A 20,024-nucleotide genomic window follows, 5' to 3' on the forward strand; every position below is an offset into this window, starting at 1 on the left:
GAGATCATGAAGTCCGCGTCCACCAAATGGCCGGTCTACAGCCCCTTCGCCCGCGAACACTACGGCCGCGGCAAAGCAGACGGCATAGCCGAAGGTAAGGCAGAGGGCAGGACAGAGGGCAAGGCGGAAGAGGCTGGTAGGTCGGTGCTGCTCGTGTTGGCTGCCCGTGGCTTCGACGTTCCCGACGACGTGAGCGCCCGGATCGCCACCTGCACAGACCTCGCCCAACTCGAGACCTGGCTCGCCCGAGCGGCCACCGCCCAGACCCTCCAAGGCCTGTTCGACGAAGTGGGCTGAGTGCCGGGCCGCCTGGTCGGCGCCGGCTCGAACACTTCCGGCGAAACCAGTCGTTCGTAGGGCTTATCTCTTGCTGGTACATGCGTCACCGTCGAGGCCGTCTACTGCTTGGCGCGACCGGACATGATCCGGCAGCCCAGTAGTTCCATCCGCCCACCCCGGTGAACGGCACGTGCACCCACCGCACCTCGCCTTGCTTGATCGAGCGGGTTCGGTCTACTGCTGTCGCGCCCTTTCGACAGCATCGATCCAGGTCTCGTTAAAGGTCTGGTCGTCCAGGTCGATGAGCACCTGCGTCCGCCGCCCGTTCGGGTCGCCCGTGAAGCACAACTGCTCCGCTCTGAGGACGGTCCGCAGGCGCTGTTCCTGGACGACGGCCCCGCTCCAGCCGAGCGCCACGGCGCACGCGACCGGGTCCCAGTGGATGTTGATCAAGTCATCGGGTAGTCCCGCATGGGCGCGGCCGAGCTCCGTCATACCACCGTCTATGGCGTAGGCCCTGCATTGACGGGCGAGTGGTTCGCCCAGGGGTCCAGAGGCGGCCAGGCGGGGCAGGTGAGCAGCCCGTAGATGCGCCTTGACGGCGACGGGGAGGGTGACCAAGGTGAGCCGGGCGTGCTCGGCCAGCAGCCGGGCGGCTTGGGTGTCGCACTGTGTGTTCCAGTCCATCTCCGGGCCCCACGCGGGCAGGCCGGGAGCGAGCGGGTTCATCCATCCGCCCATGGCCACCACCGGCACCCCGTCAAGGCGACCGGGCCGGGCCTTGTGCAGCAGAGCCAGGTTGGTGAAGGGGCCGATGGCCGCGATGGTGGCGCCCAGATCGATGCTGTGCTCAAGCAGGTCGATCGCGGCTTCCGGCGGTGCGGGACGGGGGGCTACGGGAACGCCCCAATATCGATCATGATCGAGTAAGCCGCCCATCGACCCGCCCGTGGTGAGCGATCTTCCAGCACCGGCGACGACCGGGATGTCCAGGCGCCCGACAAGTCGGAGACAGTGCTCGATGTAACCGGCCCGCCGGCCGTCAGGGTCAGCGGTCGTGGTGATGCCGACGATCTCCACGCCGGGCCAGCCCAGAACCATCGCCAGGGCACAGAGGTCGTCAGGATCCCCGCCCAGGTCGGTGTCGATGTGCAAGCGCATGTCACGAATCCTGTCGCCCGTCGCGCCGGCCTGCCACGGCTTTTCCGATCGGTCGCCACGGAGGTCCGCGAATGATCGGAGCGCCGCCAGTGGCCGAACCCGGCAGGCCACGTATGTGCAGCGGGTGTGTCCAGCGGAGGATGAAAGCCGCGAGGGGTGAAAGCCATAGAGGCGGAGACGTACAACGGATGCTGGAGTGCATCCCCAGAGAACCGCCCCGACCGGGTCAAGCTCTTTGAGTGAGGCGGAGCTTCTTTGAGTGAGGCGCAGCGGGCGAACGTCAGATCCGTTCGACTTCGAGTACGAGCTTGCCGGTCGTACGGCCGGACTCGATGCGGCGGTGCGCCTGTGCGGCCTGCTCCAGCCGTAGCGACTCCACCTGCACCCGAAGCTCCCCGCTAGCGGCCGCGGCGACAGCCCGATTCAGCGCCCGGCCCGCCTCCGCCGGAAAAGCGGCGGAGAACGCGGCCAGGTTGAACCCGGAGACCGTCTTGTTGGTGAACCACAGTTCGTTGGCCGAGATCCCGACGTCCTCGGCGCCGGAGGCGTTGCCCATCACCACCATCCGGCCCATCGGCGCGAGCAGGTCCAGGCTGGTGCGTCGGGCCGTACCGCCGACCATGTCCACCACGACGTCGAACCGACCGGCCTCGGCCACCTGCTCGCGCAGGACGACCTCGTCGTAGCCGAACGCCTTGGCGGTCTCGATCTTGGCGGGGCTGCCCACGGTGCCCACCACGCGGCCCGCGCCCAGCAACCGGGCGGCCTGGCCGAGTTGGCTGCCCACGCCGCCGGCGGCGGCGTGCACGAGCACGGTTTCTCCTGGTTCGATGCGGGCCACCCGGTCGAGTACGAGGAACGCGGTGGTGCTGTTGGAGGGCAGCGCCGCCGCGATGCCCAGCCCCAGACTGTGGTCGTCCAACGGGGCGACCAGGTCGGCGGAGGTGGTCACCACCTCCGCGTAGCCGCCGCTGTCGACGATCGTCAGCGCGGCGACCGACTGGCCCACGCGCAGCCCCTCGACACCGGGGCCGAGCGCCCGGATGCGGCCGGACACCTCGATGCCGGGCACGAAGGGCAGCGGTACATCCACCACGCCCTGCCGATAGAGGACCTCGGCGAAGTTGGCGCCCGCGTAGGCCACGTCGATGGAGACCTGCCCCGGCTTGGGCTCGGGGACTTCGACCTCGTCGAGGCGGAGAACGTCAGCGCTGCCGAATTCGGGAATCGTGATTGCCTTCATGTCTTCCATCGTGCTGGGAAGGCTTTCGGGAAGGCAGTGTCAGCTCATCCTGGGTGTGCCACCACCAGGCTTTCGACCTTCTCCTTTGTGTCGGTGTCGGGATGCGGTGTGTGCAGCACCACGTTGAGGTCCGTACGATCCGGCAGCCGGAACAGCGAGTACTCGAAGGTGAGGTTCCCGGCCTCAGGGTGGGTGATCGCCTTGATCCCCTGGGAGCGGGAACGTACGTCGGGCCTGGCCCACAGCTCGGCGAACTCCGCACTGGCGCCGCACAGCTCTTCGGCGATCTGCCCGAAGGCCGGATCGTCGTGATAGCGGGCCGCGCTGGCGCGGAAGTCGGCCACCATGTCCGGGGCGAACTCGTGCCATTCGGTGAACCTGCCGCGGTAGATCGGGTGGGTGAAGAACGCCACCATGCAGTTCCGGACGTCGTCGTCGAATCCGAACACCCACCTGGCCGCGTCGTTCATCGCCACCAGGTTGTAGTGGCGATCCAGTACGTGCGCCGGATTGGGCATCCACGCGTCCAGCACCGCGCGCAACTGCTCGCTCACCGGCGCACCCGGCCGGCCTGCGGGGTCCGGTGGATTCAGCCCGGCGAGCACGTACAGGTGCGCCCGCTCCGCCTCGTCGAGCTTCAGTACGCGGGCGACCGCGTCCAGCACGGCATCGGAGACCTTGATGTCGCGTCCCTGCTCCAACCAGGTGTACCAGGACACTCCCACCCCGGCGAGCACTGCCACCTCTTCCCGGCGGAGCCCCGGAGTACGGCGGCGCCCTCCCGCGGGCATGCCGACGTCGGCGGGGGAGAGGGCTTCCCGCTTGGCGCGCAGGAACTCTTTGAGCTGGTCACGGCGGTCTGGACTGGCGGTCACGAACACACCATAGGCGACTGCACAACCGGCTTCCGACTGCCGCTGGCAGGCGCAAGTGAGGACGGCTTCACTCTGCCGGCCGGCTTGTGGATAGCGGTGGCGTCTGCGGAGCAGGAGCCTGTTTGAAGGCGTTCGCGACCCCGGGCATGCGTTTCGCCCTGCTGATCAGTGGACTGTAGTCCGCGCCGGGCTCCATGGTGACGAGAAACGACTCGTTCATGTCCTTGATCCCTACGTCCGGCATTTGAGGAGCGAATGTGCGGAATCTGGCCAGTGCGCCGGCCTGGTCCTCGAAGGTGACGCGCACGACTCCTGGTAGTTCGCCCAACCTTCTCTCGACGTTCGCCTTTTGCTGTTCGGTGATCGCCCTGCCCTTGCCCGGCGGGTCGGCCATGATGCCTCCGCACGCGGGCCATGGGGAGTCCTGCTTGCACAGAAAGACCCTGACTCCCAGGTCTTTCGTGCTCATCAGAACGAACTGGCGCAGGCTTGCCGCCCTGCCGTCCTGATCCGTTGCCGCAGTGTGATCCGGTGACGGGGCAGCCCTGGGCGCCAGTGCGACCGCGGCCACGATGCCGGCGAGGGCGACAGGTGCGGCCACGGCCACAAGCCGCAACCGGAGGGAGAAGTCTCGACGGCGACGGGTGGCGAAGGCGCGCGCGAGGTCGGCTTCGCGGCGGCGCTGGTAGGCGTCCTCGGTGTTGGGGCGCAAGGAGGTGATCAGGCCGTTGAGGTCGTTCATGACTGCTCCAGGAACGTCGGCTGGGTAAGGTTGAGCGCGTAGGTGAGACGGCGACGGGCGCGGTGCAGCCGTACGTTGAAGGTGCGAGCCGAGCAACCGGCGATCTTCGCGGCCTCGGCCGGGGTGAGCCCGTACCAACTGGCCAGCAGCACGGCCTCGGCATCGAGCTCGGATAGCTCCGCGAGCGCTGTCAGCGCTGCCTGCCGCTCGGCCACCTGCTCGGCCACGTCGTCAGCGGGGGCTAGTTCGGCGAGCCGGGCGACCAGGTTGTGCCTGCGGGCGGTGGTGCGGCGTTGCGTCCGTACCAAGTTGCGAGCCACGCCGAGCAGCCACGGCAGCGGCGGCTCCGGTAGGCGGCCGAGTTTTCGCCACGCGATCACAAAGGTCTCGCTGGCGATGTCCTCGGCCGTCTCCTGATCGGCTCGCAGCAGCACGTAGCTGAGCACGCTGCGGTAGTGCTTCTCATACAGCGCGGTGAGTCGCGCCTTTGAATCGTCCACGCCTGGTAATGACCTCAACAGCCCCTTGATTACCTGTCCAAGGAGAAATGACCTCTGGGTGCCCCTTCCGCCGTTCTTGGTATGTGTGATCTCAGCGGTGAAACTGGGCAGGCACACGTCCCCCGACACCCGCTGACCACTGTGGGGTATGCGCTTCCGGCCACTGGCTGAGCCCGAGCAAGACTCCTGCCTTTACAGCAGCCTCAGTAACCCCGCGCTGGACGTGGCGAAGGCGGAGCTTCTTCCAGGTGGGTTATGGCGTCGACCATGTCGGGGAAGGCGTCGATGAACGCGTCGACACGATGTGCGTCGAACTCCGTACGCTGCCTTAGACCGCTCTGCATGCAGGCGATGAAGCGCAAGCCGGCTCCGTTGGCCGCCTGCGCGTCACCGGGGGAGTCGCCCACGTACAGGCATTGGCGGGGCTCCAGTCCGGTGGCGGCCAGAAGTTCGTCGAAGGCGCGGCCGTCGGGCTTGCTGAAGCGCATGTTGCCCGCATGGTAGACGGCCGCGAGCCGGCCGGTGAGCGCATGGCCCGGCGCCAGGAGGTGCTCCACCTCCACTTCGGTGCGTGAGGTCAGCAGCATGAGGCTGCGCCCTGCGGCGGCGAGTTCATCGAGTGCCCGGAGGTTCTCCGGTGCGACGACATCCAGCCGCCCGGCCACCACGTACTCCCGGAGCACCGCCTGATGGACAAGGGCGAAGGTCGTGACGTCAAGACCGGGTGACCGCTGGGGCATCGCTTCGAGCAAGGGCTGACCCCACGTGGACAGGTGCACGGCGCGAGGCATCGGCTCGCGGCCGATGCGCGCCAGAACCTCGTTCTCCAGCTCGAAACAGACCGCCTCGGTGAGGCAGAGCGTGTCGTCCACATCAATCACCACGGCGCGGATCACATCGGCAAACATAACGGCGCCACGGCCGCAGTCGGATTGGTGGGCTATGGGTCGACTGTCTCCTCGGAGGTGCGGTGGTCGATCCGTAGGTCGGGGCTTGATTCCGCGTACTCCTCGCGGGCGTCGGAGTCGGCGAGGATGCTGGCCGCCTGCTTCTCGGTGTCGTCGCTTCCCGCTGCCTGCTCCTCAGGCAGCAGGTGCTCGGCGCGTCGTCGTATCCGCTCTGCCATGGGCTCGTGCATCACCCCGGCGTACCCGTCGACGTGTCAGGGAAACAGCGTTGGGTTCAGCGTGTGGTGTCGGCGGCCTTCATGATCAGGTCGGCCACCGCGTCCGGCTGTGAGATCGACGGCGAGTGGGACGCCTGCACGCGTGCCACGTGTGACCCGGCGCGCTCGGCCATGAATTCCTGCGCCTGGGCCGGGATGGCGTTGTCCTGTGTCGCGATCAATGTCCATGACGGCAGGGTGCGCCATGCCGGCTCGCCGGACAGTTCGGCCGTCAGTGCCTTCTGGAGCACGGGGCGCTGGGTGACCGCCAGGAGGTTCGTGGTCGCTTCGGGCAGGTCCCCGGCGATGACGTCCCGGAAGTCGCCGGGCTTGACCCGCAGTTCGGGCTCACCGTCGTGGTCGACCACGACGGTGGTGTCCGGCCCGAGCTTGGCGCCGGGGAAGCGGCCGGCGAGGCCGAGGGAGCTGTCGCCCTCGTCGGGCTGGAACGCGCGGAACTCGACGACGCGGCCCTCGTCCGCGAAACCCTGCGCCACGCCGTCGACGAGCTCTTCCCCTCCCAGGACCTCTGACGGCAGGCTTCTCCACGCCGCGACGGCACCCAGGTGTCAGGGAAGCGGCCTCGGACTACTTGGTCGTCGCCACCCACTCGGCCACGGTGGTGACCTCCGCCTGGCCGGGGAACACCTTTTCCACGAGCACCCGGTGCACCTCGGGGTCGGAGTCGAGGCAGGCGTCGGACAGGACGGTGAGCTGGAAGTCCAGGTCGGCCGCTTGGCGCAGGGTGGACAGTACGACGCCGCTCGTGGCGATGCCGGTGAGGACCAGGTGATCGATCTCGCCTGCCCGCAGGACCATGTCGAGGTCGCTGCCGGCGAAGGCGCTGACCCGCTTCTTCGTGACGACGACGTCGCCAGGCTCCGGTGCCACGTCCGGATGGATCTCCATGGCCTGCTCGTTTCCGGCGATTCCTCCCATGCGGGCGATCGCGCCGAACATCTTGTTGCGCGGACTGATCTCCGCATATCCGGGGCGGAACCCGACGGCCGCGTAGATCACCGGGAGGTCGGCGGCCCGGGCGGCGTCGATCGCCTCGCGCAGGCGCGGCAGGTAGGCGGGGTCCGGGTAGCGGTCCACGATGACCCGTTGGACATCCATCACCAGGAGAGCGGTCTTGGCCACTGTCGTCCTTCCGTGAGTTACAGCGAATGACCATGAGTCTAGGGACCGTTAATCAGTTGTCAGCTGCCAGGCGCTTCGCCGATGATGGCCGCCATGGCAACGACACGACGAGCCGACATGTTCACCGCGGACGGCAAGCCATCCGACGACGACCCACGTGAGAACGGGCCAACGTTGGGCGACGAGCGCACCACGCTGATCGAGAACCTGCGCTGCGCACGCCTCACCTTGGAGATGAAATGCGCAGATCTTGATGCGGAGGCCATGGCGCGGCGGGCCGTTGAGCCGTCGACGATGTCGCTCCTGGGCCTGGTGCGACACCTGGCCGAGGTGGAGCGTGGGACGTTCCGGGTGCTGATGGCCGGACAGGACGTCCCCAAGCTGTTCACCTCCGAGACCGACCGGGATGGCGACTTCGATGGTGCTGTCGCCGACCCCAAGGTCGTAGCGGAGGCGTGGGAGGCATGGCGTGCGGAGGTGGACTTCGCCGAGCGGTTCCTGGCCGAGGCGCCCAGTCTCGACATCACCGCCGACGATGCCAAGAATCTGCATGGCAGCGGTGGGGGGTTGATGTCGCTGCGTGAGGCGGCGCTCGGCATGATCTGGGAGTACGCCCGCCACATGGGTCACGCCGACCTGCTGCGCGAGCGGATCGACGGACGCATAGGTCAGTGATCGCGGTAGGCGACGGTGACGATACCGGCCGGGAGGTCTGGTCGAGGCGAGACCAGGGTCAGGCTCGGGTCAGTACATCTTCCAACGGCGTCCATTCGACCCCGTGGGCCTCTGCCACCGGCCGGCTGGTCAGGCGGCCCTCGTGTGTGCTCAGCCCCAGCGCGAGCGCCCGGTCCTGGCGCATGGCCGGTGCCCAGCCCCGGTCGGCGATGGCCAGCGCGTACGGGAGCGTGACGTTCGTCAGGGCGAACGTCGAGGTGTACGGGACCGCGCCCGGCATGTTGGCCACGCAGTAGAAGATCGACTCGTGCACCTCGTACGTCGGCTCCGCGTGCGTGGTGGGGCGGGAGTCCTCGAAGCAGCCGCCCTGGTCGATCGAGATGTCGACCAGCACGGAGCCGGGCTTCATCCGGCTGACGAGCTCGTTGGTCACCAGCTTGGGCGCCTTCGCGCCGGGCACCAGGACCGCGCCGATGACCAGGTCGGCCTCGCGTACGGCGCTCTCGATCTCCAGGGTGTTGGAGGCGACCGTCTGGCAGTGGCCCTGGTAGATCATGTCGGCCTGGCGGAGTTTGTCGATGTTCTTGTCGAGGAGGAGCACCTCGGCCTGCATGCCGAGCGCGATGGCGGCGGCGTTCATGCCCGACACGCCCGCGCCGATCACCACGACGTGGGCCGCGCGCACGCCTGACACGCCGCCCATCAGCACGCCTCTGCCGCCCTGCGAGCGCATCAGGTGGTACGCGCCGACCTGCGGTGCGAGCCGTCCCGCGACCTCCGACATGGGCGCGAGCAGGGGGAGGGCGCCGTTCGGCGTCTGTACGGTCTCGTAGGCGATCCCGGTGACACCCGAGTCGAGCATCGCCTTGGTGCAGGCCCGGGAGGCGGCCAGATGGAGATAGGTGAACAGGATCTGGCCTTTGCGCATCCGGTGATATTCCTCGGCGACCGGCTCCTTCACCTTCAGCACCAGGTCGCTCTCGGCCCAGACGTCGTCGACCTGGTCGAGTATGACGGCGCCGGCCGCCGCGAAGTCGGCGTCGGGGAGCGACGAGCCGAGGCCCGCGTCGTGCTCGACGTGGACCTGGTGGCCGTGCCGTACCAGCTCGTGGACGCCCGCGGGGGTGAGCGCGACGCGGTATTCGTTGTCCTTGACCTCGCGGGGAACGCCGACCTTCATCGAGACTCCTTGAGCGTATAAACCCCTGCCTTCAGGCGGCGTCACTTTCTTCTCGACCGCCGTAAGGATCCATCGACAATATGCAGCCCTTTCCCCCATCTTCCCCATTTCTTGCTGGACGATGAGGATTGTTCGCCTGATTACCTCGCTACAGCCGGTCCTCGATAGGCTCACCCGCAGCCCGAACGTCAGGATGGGGTCGCCAACGATGGAGAAGCCGGAAGAGCCGCCACCCGCGGAGCCCGGAGAGCCCGGAGAACCCAAGGCCAGCAGATTCACCACCATCGTGTTGATCATCTCGCTGGTGGTCGTCGTGCTCATCTCCGGCGTGCTGGGGACGGTCGCCGTCCTGATGACCAGAAGCCCCGACTCGCCGATCCTGGGGGCCGTCCCGCCGCAGCGGCTGCCGACGCCGATCCACTTCGCGCCGGTCAGAGACACCAAGCCGGCGCCGTGCCCGGGTGACACGGCCGTGCTCGACAAGGAGCAGACCACCTGTTACCTGCTGGAGGACGGGGTCACGGTCAACGCCGTGCAGCGGATCGAGGCGGTACGCGAGAAGGACGGCACCTACTCGGTGCGCATCGCGATCGCGCCCGCGTTCAAGCAGAAGGTGTCGGACCTCATCGACGAGTTAGTGACCAACCAGCGGCAGGTGGCGGTCGTCCTGGTGCCCAAGACCGTCCTGGCGGCACCGATCGTCACGCAGCCCATGGACGGCGACAGCCTGAGCATCGTGGGCTTCGACAAGGCGGCGGCCGAGGCCCTGGCCGCGAGCCTGCTCGGCTCCTCACCGAGCCCCGGAGCACCGACCGGCGGAGCACCGACCGGCGGAGCACCGACCGACGCTGCCCCGACCGCGGGGGTGCCGACGGGTGGAGCGCCGACTGGTGGAGCGCCGACCACGAACCCAGCCCCCACGGGCACTACGGGCGTGCCCAACGCGGGAGCGCCGACCTCGGGCGCCTCCGCCCCGGCCAGCCGTGCCACCTCTCCCGTCCGGGGCAGCCTGGACCCCCACTACGCGAGCTGCAAGGCAGCCGTCGCCGCCGGCGACGGCCCGTACACCAAGGGCGTCCACCCCGAGTACGCCTGGTACCCCGACCTCGACAAGAACAACGTGGCCTGCAACACCGCGGACATCCGCTGACAGCCGCCCAACAATCCGCCAAAAGCCACGAACAGCGAGCAGCTACCCGAACAGCTCCTCCAGCGCCGTGATCCCGAAATAGGCCAGGAAGATCAGCGAGACCACCCACAGCAACCACGGAATCTCGGCGAACTTCCCCCGAGCCGCCTTGATCAGTGTGTAGGAGATCACCCCGGCCCCCACCCCGTTCGTGATCGAGTACGTGAACGGCATCAGCGCGATCGTCAGGAACGCGGGCACGGCCAGCTCCAGGTCCTCCCAGGGCACGTTCCGGCTCTGCGTCATCATCAGCGCCCCGACCAGCACCAGAGCGGGCGCCGCCGCGGCCGCGGGCACCATCCCGGCCAGTGGCGTGAACAGCAGGGCCAGGCCCAGCAGCGCCCCGGTCACCACGCTGGCCAGCCCGGTCCTGGCACCCTCGCCCACGCCGGCGGCCGACTCGACGAAGACGGTGTTGGCCGACGAGCTGCTCGCCCCGCCGATCATGCCCGCGACGCCGTCCACGGTCAGGATCGCGCCCAGCCGCGGTACCCGCCCCTGCTCGTCCACCAGCCCGGCCTCGTCGCTGACGCCGATGATCGTGCCCATGGCGTCGAAGAACCCGGACAGAATCAGCGTGAACAGCACCACGGCCGCCGTCAGCGCCCCAGCGCTCACGAACCCGCCGAACAGGTCGAACCGTCCCACCAGCCCGAAGTCGGGCGCCGCGACCAGCGATTTCGGCACCCGGGGGGTCACCACGCCCCACGTCTTGGGGTCGATGGTGGCCAGGGAGTTCACGACCACGGCCAGGACAGTAGTCACCGCGATGCTGATGAGGATGGCCGCCGGGGTCCTGCGTACGTACAGGACGATCATCAGGAGCAGCCCGAAGCAGAACACCGTGACCGGCCAGCCCGCCAGATGCCCGGTCGCGCCGAGCTGCACGGGCGTGCCGGAGCCCGCCGCCACGAAGCCCGCGTCGACCAGGCCGATCAGTGCGATGAACAGCCCGATCCCCACGCTGATCGCGTGCTTGAGCGCCAGCGGGATCGCGTTCATGATCAGGGTACGCAGGCCCGTCACGGCCAGGATGACGATCGCGAGCCCTTCGAGAACGACCAGGCCCATCGCCTGGGCCCAGGTCATGTGGGGCGCGGCCTGGTAGGCCACCACCGCGTTCAGGCCGAGCCCGGCCGCCAGCCCGAACGGCGCGTTGCCGATGAACGCCATGAGCAGCGTCGAGACGGCCGCCGCCAAGGCGGTCGAGGTGGTGAGCTGGACGATCGAGAGCCTGGCGCCGGTGATGTCGCGGGCGCCGGCCAGGATGATCGGGTTGAGCAGGATGATGTAGGCCATCGCCATGAACGTGGTGATCCCGCCGCGCACCTCGCGCCCGGCCGTCGTCGACCGGCCGGAGAGCTCGAAGAACCTGTCGAGCACGGCCATCCCCCCTCGCGATCAAGGGGGATTGCCGGGTGCCCTACCCGGCCGGGTGCGTGATCATCCCTCCGGCCGGTCCTTGAGGGCGCCTGCCGGGCGTCTTCGAGGACTACCTGGAGGCGACGCCCACAAGGCGCCGATCAGGCCTCGTGCTTGCCACCGCCCACCAGGCCGACGAACTCATCCAGGCCGATCCGGCCGTCGCCGTCCTTGTCGATGGCGTCGATGAACGCGCTGATCTCCGCGTCGGTGACGCCGTGCCCGCCGAGGGCCGCGTTGACCTGCCTGATCTCGCTGGTGGACAGCAGGCCGTCACCGTCGGTGTCGTACCGCTCGAACTCCGCCTTGGCCGCGTCACGTGCGCTGGTCATCGGATTCCTCCCCGTAGTCGCTCCGCCCATTAACCAAGGCGATATCTTCCGGTCTGATGGGAACGCGCGTCAACCGCAGTCCGGTCGCCGCCCGTACCGCCGCCGCGATGGCGGGCGTGGACGAGAGCGTGGGCGGCTCACCCGCGCCCCGCAGCCCGTACGGGGCGGCTGGGTCGGGATTTTCCAGGATCTTCAGCGCCATCGGCGGCATGTCGAGAATGGTGGGAATCAGGTAGTCGGTGAACGACGGGTTCAGCAGCCGCCCGTCACGCATCTGGATCTCCTCCATCAGCGCCAGCCCGAGCCCCTGCGCCGAGCCGCCGTGGATCTGGCCCTCCAGCGCCTGCGGGTTCATGATCCGCCCCACATCCTGTACGGCCGCCAGCTCGACCACCTTGACCAGGCCCAGCTCGACGTCCACGTCCACCACGGCCCGGTGCACGCACAGGGCGAGCTGGGTGTGCGAGTCACCCTGCCCGGTCTCGGGGTCCATCGGGAAGGTGGGCCGGTGCCGATACTCCCGCGTCTCCTCGATCGTCCCGTACTTCTCCAGCGCCTCCCTGGCGGGCAGCCCCTCGAAGCGCGCCCGTACGGCCTCGCAGGCCGCCTTGACCGCCCCGCCGGTGACGTACGACTGCCGCGAGGCCGACGACGAGCCCGCCGAGCCCACCGTGGTGTCGGCCGTCGCCACGGTCACGTTCTCGACGCCGAGCTCGGTCCTGGCGATCTGGGCCTGCAGCGTTACCAGGCCCTGACCGACCTCGGCCGCCGCGGTGTGCACGGTGACGTGCGGCTCGCCGCCGATCAGCTCGGCGCGGACCCGGGCCGTGGAGTAGTCGTCGAAGCCTTCGGAGAAGCAGATGTTCTTGATGCCCACGCCGTACCCGATGCCTCGCTGTACGGACTCGCCGTGGGTGGTCTGCGAGACGCCGCCCGGCAGCGCGCGCAGATCGGACTCCCGGGAGGGCGGCAGGGGCATCGCGGCGAGCTCGCGGAGCATGCCGGCCAGCGGCGCGGGCGAGTCGATGATCTGGCCGGTGACCAGGGACGAACCCTGCGACACCGCGTTGCGCACCCGGATCTCGACCGGCGACAGGCCGCACGCCTCGGCCAGGAGATCCATCTGCGACTCGTACGCGTAGCACGCCTGCACCGCGCCGAACCCGCGCATCGCCCCGCACGGCGGGTTGTTGGTGTAGACGCCGGTGGCGTCGATCCGGACGTTCGGCACCTCGTACGGGCCGGCGCCGAGCGAGGCGGCGTTGCCGACGACGGCGGGGGAGGAGGAGCAGTACGCGCCGCCGTCGAGCAGGATGTCGGCCTTGACGTAGACGAGCTTGCCGTCACGGGTGGCGCCGTGCTCGTAGCGCATCCAGGCGGGGTGGCGGTGTACGTGGCCGTAGAACGACTCCTCGCGGTTGTAGACGATCTTCACGGGGCGGTTCAGCCGGAGCGCCAGCATGCAGGCGTGCGCCTGCATCGACAGGTCCTCGCGGGCGCCGAACGCGCCGCCGACACCCGAGAGCGTCAGCCGTACCTTCTCCGGCGGCAGGCCGAGGCAGGGGGCGAGCTGGTCGCGGTCCACGTGCAGCCACTGGGTGGCGATGTACAGGTCCACGCCGCCGTCCTCGGCGGGGACGGCCAGGCCGGACTCGGGGCCGAGGAACGCCTGGTCCTGCATGCCGACCTCGTACTCGGCCGACACCACGACGTCCGCTTCGAAGGTGTCGCCCACCCGCACCGGCTGATGTCGTACGAAATTTCGGGACTCGCGGGGGTCTGTCACGGCGGGACGGGGCTCGTACTCGACCACGATCGCCGCCGCGGCCCTGCGCGCGGTCTCCGGATGGTCGGCGGCCACCAGCGCGACCGGCTCGCCCTGGTAGCGGACCTGGTCGATGGCCAGCACGGGCTGGTCCTTCAGCTCCAGGCCGTAGAACTTCGCGCCGGGCACGTCCTCGTGCGTCAGCACGGTGAACACCCCCGGCATCGCCAGCGCGGGTCCCACGTCGATCGAACGGATCCACGCCGAGACGTGCGGGCTGCGCAGCGTCACGCCCCACGCCATGCCGTCGAGCCACAGGTCGGAGGCGTAGGCGAACTCACCCGTCACCTTCAGAGTGGCGTCCGGCCGCCGCGCGCTCTCGCCCACGCCCATGGACTCGAGGCGCCGCGTCTCGCTCGACGTTTCGGTCATCCTCCGAGTAGAGCACCAGCGTGGCGGCGGTCCTATGCGTGTGACGTTAAATCCAGGTCAGAGCTTGGCGGGCCGACTTGTATATTCCTCCAAGTGCGCATCAGTGACCTGCTGGCCATCGGCGAGCTGCGCCTCAGGCTCCTGACCGGCGACCCGGCCAGGGAGTTCACCGGCGTGCACATCACCGACCTGCCCGAGCCGGGGCGCTACCTGTCGGGCGGCGAGCTGGTGCTCACGGGGATGATGTGGCGCACCTCGCCGGACGACGCGGCCCGTTTCGTCGCCGCGCTGGCCGAGGCCGGAGTGGCCGCGCTCGGAGCGGGCCAGGCCTGGCTCGGCCACGTTCCCGAAGACCTCGTGGAGGCGTGCGCGGCGGCCGGGCTGACGCTCATCGAAGTGCCCACCGAGGTCTCGTTCCGTACGCTCGCGGAGCTCGTCGTGCCCCGCCTGTCCGGCGACGCGCGCGACGCGCTCGGCCGCCACCGCAGGCTGCTCACCGCCGTGTCCGAGGGCGCCGCGCTGCCCGAGCTGTTCGCGCTGACCGCGGCGGAGCTGGGCGTCACGGGCGCCGTCGTCTCCGCCTCCGGCCGGGTGATCGTCGGTGACGTCGAGGATCCGGTACGGCTGGCCCGCGCGTACCTGACGGCCTCCCGGCTGCCCCGCCTGGTCGGCGAGCACACGATCTTCGGCGTCGGGCGCGGCCACCGGGCCGCGGGCTGGGCGCTGGCCTGCGACGGCGACCTGCTGGACCGGCCCGACCTCGGCTACGAGCTGGCGGCCTGCGTCGCCGTCGAGCACAGCCGGATGGAGGAGGGGCGGCGGGTCGAACGGCGGCTGGCCGAGCAGCTCGTCACGGCCGCGCTGGCGCAGGCGGGCCCGGCCGAGCTGGACGCCAGGCTCCGCACCTGCGGGCTCGACGCCGCCGAGCCGTACGCGATCGTGAACGCCACCGTCCTCACAGAGGGCGGTCCGGGCGGCCCGGACGCGGCGACGTTGGGCGGGCAGGCCGTGGAGGAACTGCTGGACCGCGAGATCGTCGCCGCGGCACGACCGGAGGGTGCGGTGGGACTGGTGCCGCTGGGCGGCTCGACGGTGAGCGGGGTGGCCGAGCGGCTGAGCGCCGGGGCTGAGGTGCTGTCCGCGCTGCCCGGCACGCGGATCTGCGTCGGGCTGAGCGGTGCGCTCACCGGCGCGGCGGCCGTGAAGGGCGGGGCCGAGGAGGCCGGGCACGCCCGGCGGCTGGCGGAGGCGCGCGGCGGCGGGGTGGTGACCAGCGATGAGATCTACACGCACGCCCTGTTGCTGGCCACCGCCCCTGGCGATGTGCGTCGCTCGTTCGCCGACCGGCTGCTGACGCCGCTACTCGACTACGACGGGCGGCACCAGTCAGAGCTGGTGCGAACACTTGGTACGTTCCTCGACTGCGCCGGCTCGTGGAACGCGTGCGCGGAGCGGATGCACGTGCACGTCAACACGGTTCGTTACCGGATCAGGAGGGTCGAAGAGCTAACCGGCCGCGACCTGTCGACGATGACGGATCGGGTCGATTTTTTTCTGGCGCTCCGGGCGCGCTGAGCGGTCTACGGCCTGGAGAGCGCGGTTCGGGCGGCGCGGCTAGACGGAACTAGCAGCACGCAATGACATCAAACGCGATGCTGGGCGACGCAACGGCCTCCGCGGTCGTAACATTGGTGGCTGCGACCAAAACAGTCGCAATCAGTGCTGACAGGATAAGACGCTTGCGCATCTAGGGCTCCCTCGCCTATATGGGTTGTGCGTTTGTCATCATCTCAAGGAGCGGCGACTGTGACCACATCTGACCTGGTCGGACTCCGTATTAAGACCGTTCGGCGACAGCGTGGCCTGTCTCAGGCCCAACTCGCGCATCCCGAACTCTCGGACAGCTACGTCTCCTTGATCGAGAGTGGCAAGCGTACCCCGACTCCTGCCGTCCTGGAACTGCTGGCCCAGAAGCTGGACTGCTCGTTGTCCTACTTGGTCAACGGCGTAACCGCAGAGCAGATGGAGGATATCGAGCTCGCACTCGGCTACGCGCGGCTGGCCCTGGAGAACGGTGAGGTCACCGAGGCCCGCACCCGCTTCGCCGAGCTGATGGCGAACAATAACCTGACAGGTCTGACGTCTCTCCGTCAAGACACCGAATTCGGGCTCGCCCTGGCCACCGAGGCCTGCGGCGACCACAACGGCGCCATCGCCCTCCTCGATCGGCTGAGCGAGGAGGACATCTCACCCGACCGCCGCATCGAGGTCTCCATCGCGCTGTGCCGCCTCTATATGAGGAGCGACAGGCTCACCGAGGCCGTCGGCATCGGCGAGCGGGTCCTGGGCGGGGCGAGCCGGCCGGCGTGGTCCGACCTGATCATCGAGCTGGGCGCGACCCTGCTGAACGTCTACTTGAAGCGCGGTGACCTCCTGCGCGCCCGCCAGTTCGCCGCCGAGCTGCTGAACGCCGCCGATCTGCTCGGCACGCCGCGATCGATGGTCGCCGCCTGCTGGAACGCCGCCATCGTGGCCGAGAGCACCGGGCACGGTGAGGAGGCCCTCGGCTTCGCCGAGCGCGCTCTGGCCGTCCAGTCCGAGACCGGCCAGCCGCGCAACCTCGCCAGGATGCGCCAGGCGTACGCGGCGCTGATGCTCAGGGCCAGGCCGACGGCCGCCAAGGAGGCCCGTCAGCTGCTCCTCAAGGCCGACCATGAGCTGGCCCAGTCCTCCGCCAGCACCGCCGACCGGGCGAGCTGCCTGGTGGAGCTGGCCCGCGCCGAGATCCTGGACGGCAACTACGAGCAGGCCATCAGATACGCGCGATCCGGCACGGAGCTGCTGCCCGAGTCCGCCAGGACGCTCGACGCCGAGCTGCGCCTCGTGCTCAGCCGCACCTACGGCGGGCTGGGCAGGTTCGGCGAGGCCACCAACGAGCTCGAGGCCGTACGCCAGTGGATCGACCCGCTGCCGGACTCCCGCAGCGTCGCCGCCACCTGGTACGCCGCCGCCGAGACCATGGAGCAGCTGGGCGACGCCGACAGCGCCGTGAAGGCCTACGAGCGCGCCCTGGCCTGCGCGGGCCTGTAGCGAGGTCGGGACCGGGCGGCGACGTCGGTAGCCTTGGGGATGTCATGAAGAGATCCCCGTTCGCGGCTCTCACCGCGTTCCTCGCCGCCCTGGTCCTGCTGGGCACCGCCGGACCGGCCCTGGCCCACGACGCTCTCAAGAGCAGCGACCCGGCCAAGGGCGCCACCGTCGAGTCCGTCGACGAAGTCAAGCTCGAATTCACCTCGGGCGTGCGCCTCCCGGTCGTGGTCGTCCGCGGCGACGGCGGCGCCGCTCACCAGAGCGGCGATCCCCGTGCCGCCGGCAAGGTGGTGACGCAGGAGCTCAAGGGCGCGCTGCCCGACGGGAAATACACGATCGCCTACCGGGTCGTCTCCTCCGACGGTCACCCGATCGAGGGCGAGATCCCGTTCACGGTCAAGGGGGCGCCCTCGCCCTCGCCGTCGTCCGCACCGAGCGCGCAGTCGCAGGCGCCCGTCACAGAGGCTCCGGCAGCCCAGGCCCAGACTCCGGTTTCGTCCGCGCCGGCCGAGCAGGCGCCGGCCGAGCAGGCGGGGGCCGCCTCGACGCCGTTCCCCGTGTGGCTGATCGTCGTGGTCGGCGCGCTCGTCGGTGTCGGCATCGGCTTCCTGCTCAGCGCGCGGAAGAAGTCACCGACCGGCTCGAGCGCGCAGTCGCGTACAGACGAGAAAAAGCCGTGACCAGGGCCGCGCGTCTCGCGCTCGCGGCGGTGGGGGCGGCGCTCGTCGCCCTGGTGATCGCCATGGTCGCCGGCGGCGCGGCGTTCCCCCGGATCATCGCCGGTCTGCCCGACGCCGGGCCGATCACCCGCTGGGGCCTGCCGGTCTCCAAGCTGTGGATGGACGCGGCGGGTGTGGTCACCATCGGCCTGCTGCTGGCCGCCGCCCTCCTGCTGCCCAACGACAAGGGCCTGCTGGGCAAGACCGCGCTCGGCTACGTCAAGGCCGCCTCCTGGTGCGCGCTGTCCTGGGCCGCCGCCGCGTTCGCCGCGATCATGTTCGGGGCGGCCGACTTCTTCGCCCGCCCGGTCACCGAGATCTTCGAGTCCAACTACCTGACCGGCTTCGCCACCCAGTTCGGCCAGGGCATCGCGCTCACGCTCGTGGTGCTGTTCGGGGTGGCCATCGCGCTGTTCTCGCGGGGTGCCATCACCGCCGGGGCCGCGGCCGGTCTGCTGGTGCTCGCGCTGGCCACGCTGCTGCCGCCCGCGCTCACCGGTCACTCCTCCTCCTCGCCCAACCACGACCTGGCCACCTCGGGGCTGGCGCTGCACCTGCTCACGCTGTCGCTGTGGGTGGGCGGCCTGGCCGTGGTGGCCCTGCACGCCGTACGGAAGCTGCCGCAGCTGGAGATCGCCGCAGCCAGGTTCTCCAGGCTCGCCCTGTGGTGCTACATCGGGGTCGGCGCGTCCGGGGTGTTCAGCGTGCTGGCCCGGCTGACCTCGGTCTCCGACCTCTGGACGTCGGCGTACGGCGTGCTGATCGTGGCGAAGATCATCGCGTTCGTCCTGCTCGGCTACGTGGGCTGGTGGCACCGGCAGCGCACCCTGGCCGGGATCGGCGCCGGCCGCCATGGCGCGTTCACCCGGCTGGCCTGCGGTGAGCTGTTGCTCATGGCCGCCACCATGGGCCTGGCCGTGGTGCTCTCCCGCACCGCGCCGCCGCCGGTCAGCTTGCCCGCCGACCGGGCCTTCGACCTGCTCGGGTTCCCGATGCCGCCGCCGATCACGATCGGCAACCTGGCCTCGCTGTGGTGGCTCGACCTGTTCTTCGCGGTGGTCGCCGCCGTCCTGGGCGGCCTGTACGCCGCCGGGGTCATCAGGCTGATGCGGCGCGGCGACAGCTGGTCGTGGGGCCGCACCGCCGCCTGGTTCAGCGGGGTGGCGCTGCTGGTCGTGGCCACCCAGAGCGGTGTGGCCCGCTACGCCAAGGTCATGTTCGACGTGCACATGGTCGAGCACATGACGCTCTCCATGGTCGTGCCCATCCTCCTGGTCCTCGGCGGTCCCGTCACGCTGGCGCTGCGCGCGCTCAGGCCGGCCGCCAAGCGCGGCGACCGGGGGCCGCGCGAGTGGCTGACGACGATCCTGCACAGCGGGTTCGTCAAGGTCGTCGGCCATCCGGGCATCGCGACGGCCATCTTCATCGCCTCGACGTACGCGCTGTACTTCACGCCGCTGTTCGAGTCGGCCATGGAGGAACATCTCGGGCACATCTTCATGACCCTGCACTTCCTGCTCAGTGGCTCGCTGTTCTTCTGGACGATCATCGGGGTCGACCCGGCGCCGCACCGCCTGCCGTACGTGGGCAAGTTGCTGGTCCTGTTCGTCACGATGCCCTTCCACGCGTTCTTCGGCGTCGCGCTGATGATGACCGGCACCGTGCTGGCCTCCGGCTGGTACGACCAGCTCGGCCGTACGTGGGGCGGCCCGCTGCTGGAGGAGCAGCAGAACGGCGGCGCGATCGCGTGGGGGTTCGGCGAGATCCCGACCCTGATGGTGCTGCTGGCGATCGCCATGCAGTGGTACCAGGACGACGAGCGGCAGGCCCGGCGGGCGGACCGCAAGGCCGATCGCGGCGGCGCGGGCGACCCCGAACTCGCCTCCTACAACGCCTACCTCGCCAAACTCAACAGAGGTGACAGGGCCGAGTAGCCGTACGGCCACGGCCTTCTATCCTCCCCAGCGCGTAACCGAACCGCCGGGTAGCCTTGCTCGCAGGGGAGACGGGCATAACCTCATGAGCTGTGTGCGTAAGGCCCGAGGGGGGAAGTGCGCGCACGCGCATGGGGACATCGGTATGGGGGCCGGTGCGTGCCCCATGTGCTCAGAG

Annotated in this window: 19 protein-coding genes and 1 pseudogene; 7 read left to right on the plus strand and 13 right to left on the minus strand. The window is 69.5% G+C overall.

The window, feature by feature from the left end:
• A pseudogene (locus AB0B61_RS55980) lies at positions 1 to 297 on the plus strand (hypothetical protein); the annotation flags it as partial.
• A 216-nt stretch (positions 298 to 513) separates the two neighbouring features.
• Here the strand turns inward: AB0B61_RS55980 and AB0B61_RS55985 are convergent.
• The 9 genes from AB0B61_RS55985 to AB0B61_RS56025 form a co-directional block, all read right to left on the minus strand.
• Positions 514 to 1,440 (minus strand): nucleoside hydrolase, encoded by a 927-nt coding sequence (locus AB0B61_RS55985; RefSeq protein WP_358450239.1) that lies wholly within the window; start codon positions 1,438 to 1,440, stop codon positions 514 to 516.
• A gap of 280 nt (positions 1,441 to 1,720) precedes the next feature.
• A complete protein-coding gene (locus AB0B61_RS55990; RefSeq protein WP_358450241.1) occupies positions 1,721 to 2,683 on the minus strand; it encodes a zinc-binding dehydrogenase in 963 nt (320 codons plus the stop codon).
• A gap of 44 nt (positions 2,684 to 2,727) precedes the next feature.
• Positions 2,728 to 3,558, minus strand: a complete 831-nt coding sequence (locus AB0B61_RS55995) for a helix-turn-helix transcriptional regulator (protein ID WP_358450243.1) — start codon at positions 3,556 to 3,558, stop codon at positions 2,728 to 2,730.
• 67 nt (positions 3,559 to 3,625) lie between these two features.
• On the minus strand, positions 3,626 to 4,300 hold the full coding sequence (locus AB0B61_RS56000) for a permease-like cell division protein FtsX (protein WP_358450245.1): 675 nt from the start codon (positions 4,298 to 4,300) through the stop codon (positions 3,626 to 3,628).
• The gene (locus tag AB0B61_RS56005; protein ID WP_358450247.1) at positions 4,297 to 4,800 is read right to left on the minus strand and encodes a sigma-70 family RNA polymerase sigma factor; all 504 of its coding nucleotides are present in this window, start codon (positions 4,798 to 4,800) and stop codon (positions 4,297 to 4,299) included. Before AB0B61_RS56005 ends, AB0B61_RS56000 begins: the two co-directional genes overlap by 4 nt.
• Positions 4,801 to 5,003: 203 nt before the next feature.
• The gene (locus tag AB0B61_RS56010; protein WP_358450249.1) at positions 5,004 to 5,708 is read right to left on the minus strand and encodes an HAD hydrolase-like protein; all 705 of its coding nucleotides are present in this window, start codon (positions 5,706 to 5,708) and stop codon (positions 5,004 to 5,006) included.
• A gap of 32 nt (positions 5,709 to 5,740) precedes the next feature.
• A complete protein-coding gene (locus tag AB0B61_RS56015) occupies positions 5,741 to 5,938 on the minus strand; it encodes a hypothetical protein (RefSeq protein WP_358450251.1) in 198 nt (65 codons plus the stop codon).
• Between the two features lie 44 nt (positions 5,939 to 5,982).
• Positions 5,983 to 6,462 carry an alpha/beta hydrolase gene (locus AB0B61_RS56020; protein WP_358450253.1) on the minus strand — a complete coding sequence of 160 codons (480 nt, stop codon included), beginning with the start codon at positions 6,460 to 6,462 and terminating at the stop codon, positions 5,983 to 5,985.
• A 91-nt stretch (positions 6,463 to 6,553) separates the two neighbouring features.
• Positions 6,554 to 7,108: an isochorismatase family cysteine hydrolase gene (locus AB0B61_RS56025; protein WP_358450255.1), complete on the minus strand. Its 555-nt coding sequence runs from the start codon at positions 7,106 to 7,108 to the stop codon at positions 6,554 to 6,556.
• A 117-nt stretch (positions 7,109 to 7,225) separates the two neighbouring features.
• Between AB0B61_RS56025 and AB0B61_RS56030 the strand changes: the two genes are divergently transcribed.
• Complete coding sequence (locus tag AB0B61_RS56030; protein ID WP_358450257.1) at positions 7,226 to 7,783, plus strand: DinB family protein; 558 nt, start codon at positions 7,226 to 7,228, stop codon at positions 7,781 to 7,783.
• Between the two features lie 58 nt (positions 7,784 to 7,841).
• Here AB0B61_RS56030 and ald read toward each other — a convergent pair whose 3' ends face one another.
• A complete protein-coding gene (ald, locus tag AB0B61_RS56035) occupies positions 7,842 to 8,963 on the minus strand; it encodes an alanine dehydrogenase (protein WP_358450259.1) in 1,122 nt (373 codons plus the stop codon).
• 208 nt (positions 8,964 to 9,171) lie between these two features.
• Between ald and AB0B61_RS56040 the strand changes: the two genes are divergently transcribed.
• Entirely contained in the window at positions 9,172 to 10,113 is a 942-nt protein-coding gene (locus AB0B61_RS56040; protein ID WP_358450261.1) for an excalibur calcium-binding domain-containing protein, read from the plus strand.
• Positions 10,114 to 10,155: 42 nt separating this feature from the next.
• Here AB0B61_RS56040 and AB0B61_RS56045 read toward each other — a convergent pair whose 3' ends face one another.
• The 3 genes from AB0B61_RS56045 to AB0B61_RS56055 form a co-directional block, all read right to left on the minus strand.
• Entirely contained in the window at positions 10,156 to 11,541 is a 1,386-nt protein-coding gene (locus AB0B61_RS56045) for an NCS2 family permease (RefSeq protein WP_358450263.1), read from the minus strand.
• A 134-nt stretch (positions 11,542 to 11,675) separates the two neighbouring features.
• Positions 11,676 to 11,906, minus strand: a complete 231-nt coding sequence (locus tag AB0B61_RS56050; protein ID WP_358450265.1) for an EF-hand domain-containing protein — start codon at positions 11,904 to 11,906, stop codon at positions 11,676 to 11,678.
• Entirely contained in the window at positions 11,890 to 14,103 is a 2,214-nt protein-coding gene (locus AB0B61_RS56055; RefSeq protein WP_358450267.1) for a molybdopterin cofactor-binding domain-containing protein, read from the minus strand. Before AB0B61_RS56055 ends, AB0B61_RS56050 begins: the two co-directional genes overlap by 17 nt.
• Positions 14,104 to 14,196: 93 nt before the next feature.
• Here AB0B61_RS56055 and AB0B61_RS56060 point away from each other — a divergent pair, with 93 nt between their 5' ends.
• The 4 genes from AB0B61_RS56060 (at position 14,197) to AB0B61_RS56075 (ending at position 19,846) form a co-directional block, all read left to right on the plus strand.
• A complete protein-coding gene (locus tag AB0B61_RS56060) occupies positions 14,197 to 15,678 on the plus strand; it encodes a helix-turn-helix domain-containing protein (RefSeq protein ID WP_358450269.1) in 1,482 nt (493 codons plus the stop codon).
• 231 nt (positions 15,679 to 15,909) lie between these two features.
• A complete protein-coding gene (locus tag AB0B61_RS56065) occupies positions 15,910 to 17,193 on the plus strand; it encodes a helix-turn-helix domain-containing protein (protein ID WP_358450271.1) in 1,284 nt (427 codons plus the stop codon).
• A gap of 44 nt (positions 17,194 to 17,237) precedes the next feature.
• Positions 17,238 to 17,873: a copper resistance CopC family protein gene (locus AB0B61_RS56070; RefSeq protein ID WP_358450273.1), complete on the plus strand. Its 636-nt coding sequence runs from the start codon at positions 17,238 to 17,240 to the stop codon at positions 17,871 to 17,873.
• Positions 17,870 to 19,846, plus strand: coding sequence for a cytochrome c oxidase assembly protein (locus AB0B61_RS56075; protein ID WP_358450275.1), 1,977 nt, complete (start codon positions 17,870 to 17,872; stop codon positions 19,844 to 19,846). The genes AB0B61_RS56070 and AB0B61_RS56075 overlap by 4 nt, the downstream gene beginning before the upstream one ends.
• The last annotated feature ends 178 nt before the right edge of the window (positions 19,847 to 20,024 follow it).

Origin of the sequence: Nonomuraea sp. NPDC049158, from assembly GCF_040648335.1 — a bacterium.
Taxonomy (GTDB): Bacteria; Actinomycetota; Actinomycetes; order Streptosporangiales; family Streptosporangiaceae; genus Nonomuraea.

Coding starts and splice junctions, on each gene's coding strand:
- AB0B61_RS55985 (WP_358450239.1), bottom strand. CDS start 1,440: ATGCGCTTGCACATCGACACCGACCTGGGCGGGGATCCTGACGACCTC.
- AB0B61_RS55990 (WP_358450241.1), bottom strand. CDS start 2,683: ATGAAGGCAATCACGATTCCCGAATTCGGCAGCGCTGACGTTCTCCGC.
- AB0B61_RS56000 (WP_358450245.1), bottom strand. CDS start 4,300: ATGAACGACCTCAACGGCCTGATCACCTCCTTGCGCCCCAACACCGAG.
- AB0B61_RS56010 (WP_358450249.1), bottom strand. CDS start 5,708: ATGTTTGCCGATGTGATCCGCGCCGTGGTGATTGATGTGGACGACACG.
- AB0B61_RS56015 (WP_358450251.1), bottom strand. CDS start 5,938: ATGCACGAGCCCATGGCAGAGCGGATACGACGACGCGCCGAGCACCTG.
- AB0B61_RS56030 (WP_358450257.1), top strand. CDS start 7,226: ATGTTCACCGCGGACGGCAAGCCATCCGACGACGACCCACGTGAGAAC.
- ald (WP_358450259.1), bottom strand. CDS start 8,963: ATGAAGGTCGGCGTTCCCCGCGAGGTCAAGGACAACGAATACCGCGTC.
- AB0B61_RS56040 (WP_358450261.1), top strand. CDS start 9,172: ATGGAGAAGCCGGAAGAGCCGCCACCCGCGGAGCCCGGAGAGCCCGGA.
- AB0B61_RS56045 (WP_358450263.1), bottom strand. CDS start 11,541: ATGGCCGTGCTCGACAGGTTCTTCGAGCTCTCCGGCCGGTCGACGACG.
- AB0B61_RS56050 (WP_358450265.1), bottom strand. CDS start 11,906: ATGACCAGCGCACGTGACGCGGCCAAGGCGGAGTTCGAGCGGTACGAC.
- AB0B61_RS56055 (WP_358450267.1), bottom strand. CDS start 14,103: ATGACCGAAACGTCGAGCGAGACGCGGCGCCTCGAGTCCATGGGCGTG.
- AB0B61_RS56070 (WP_358450273.1), top strand. CDS start 17,238: ATGAAGAGATCCCCGTTCGCGGCTCTCACCGCGTTCCTCGCCGCCCTG.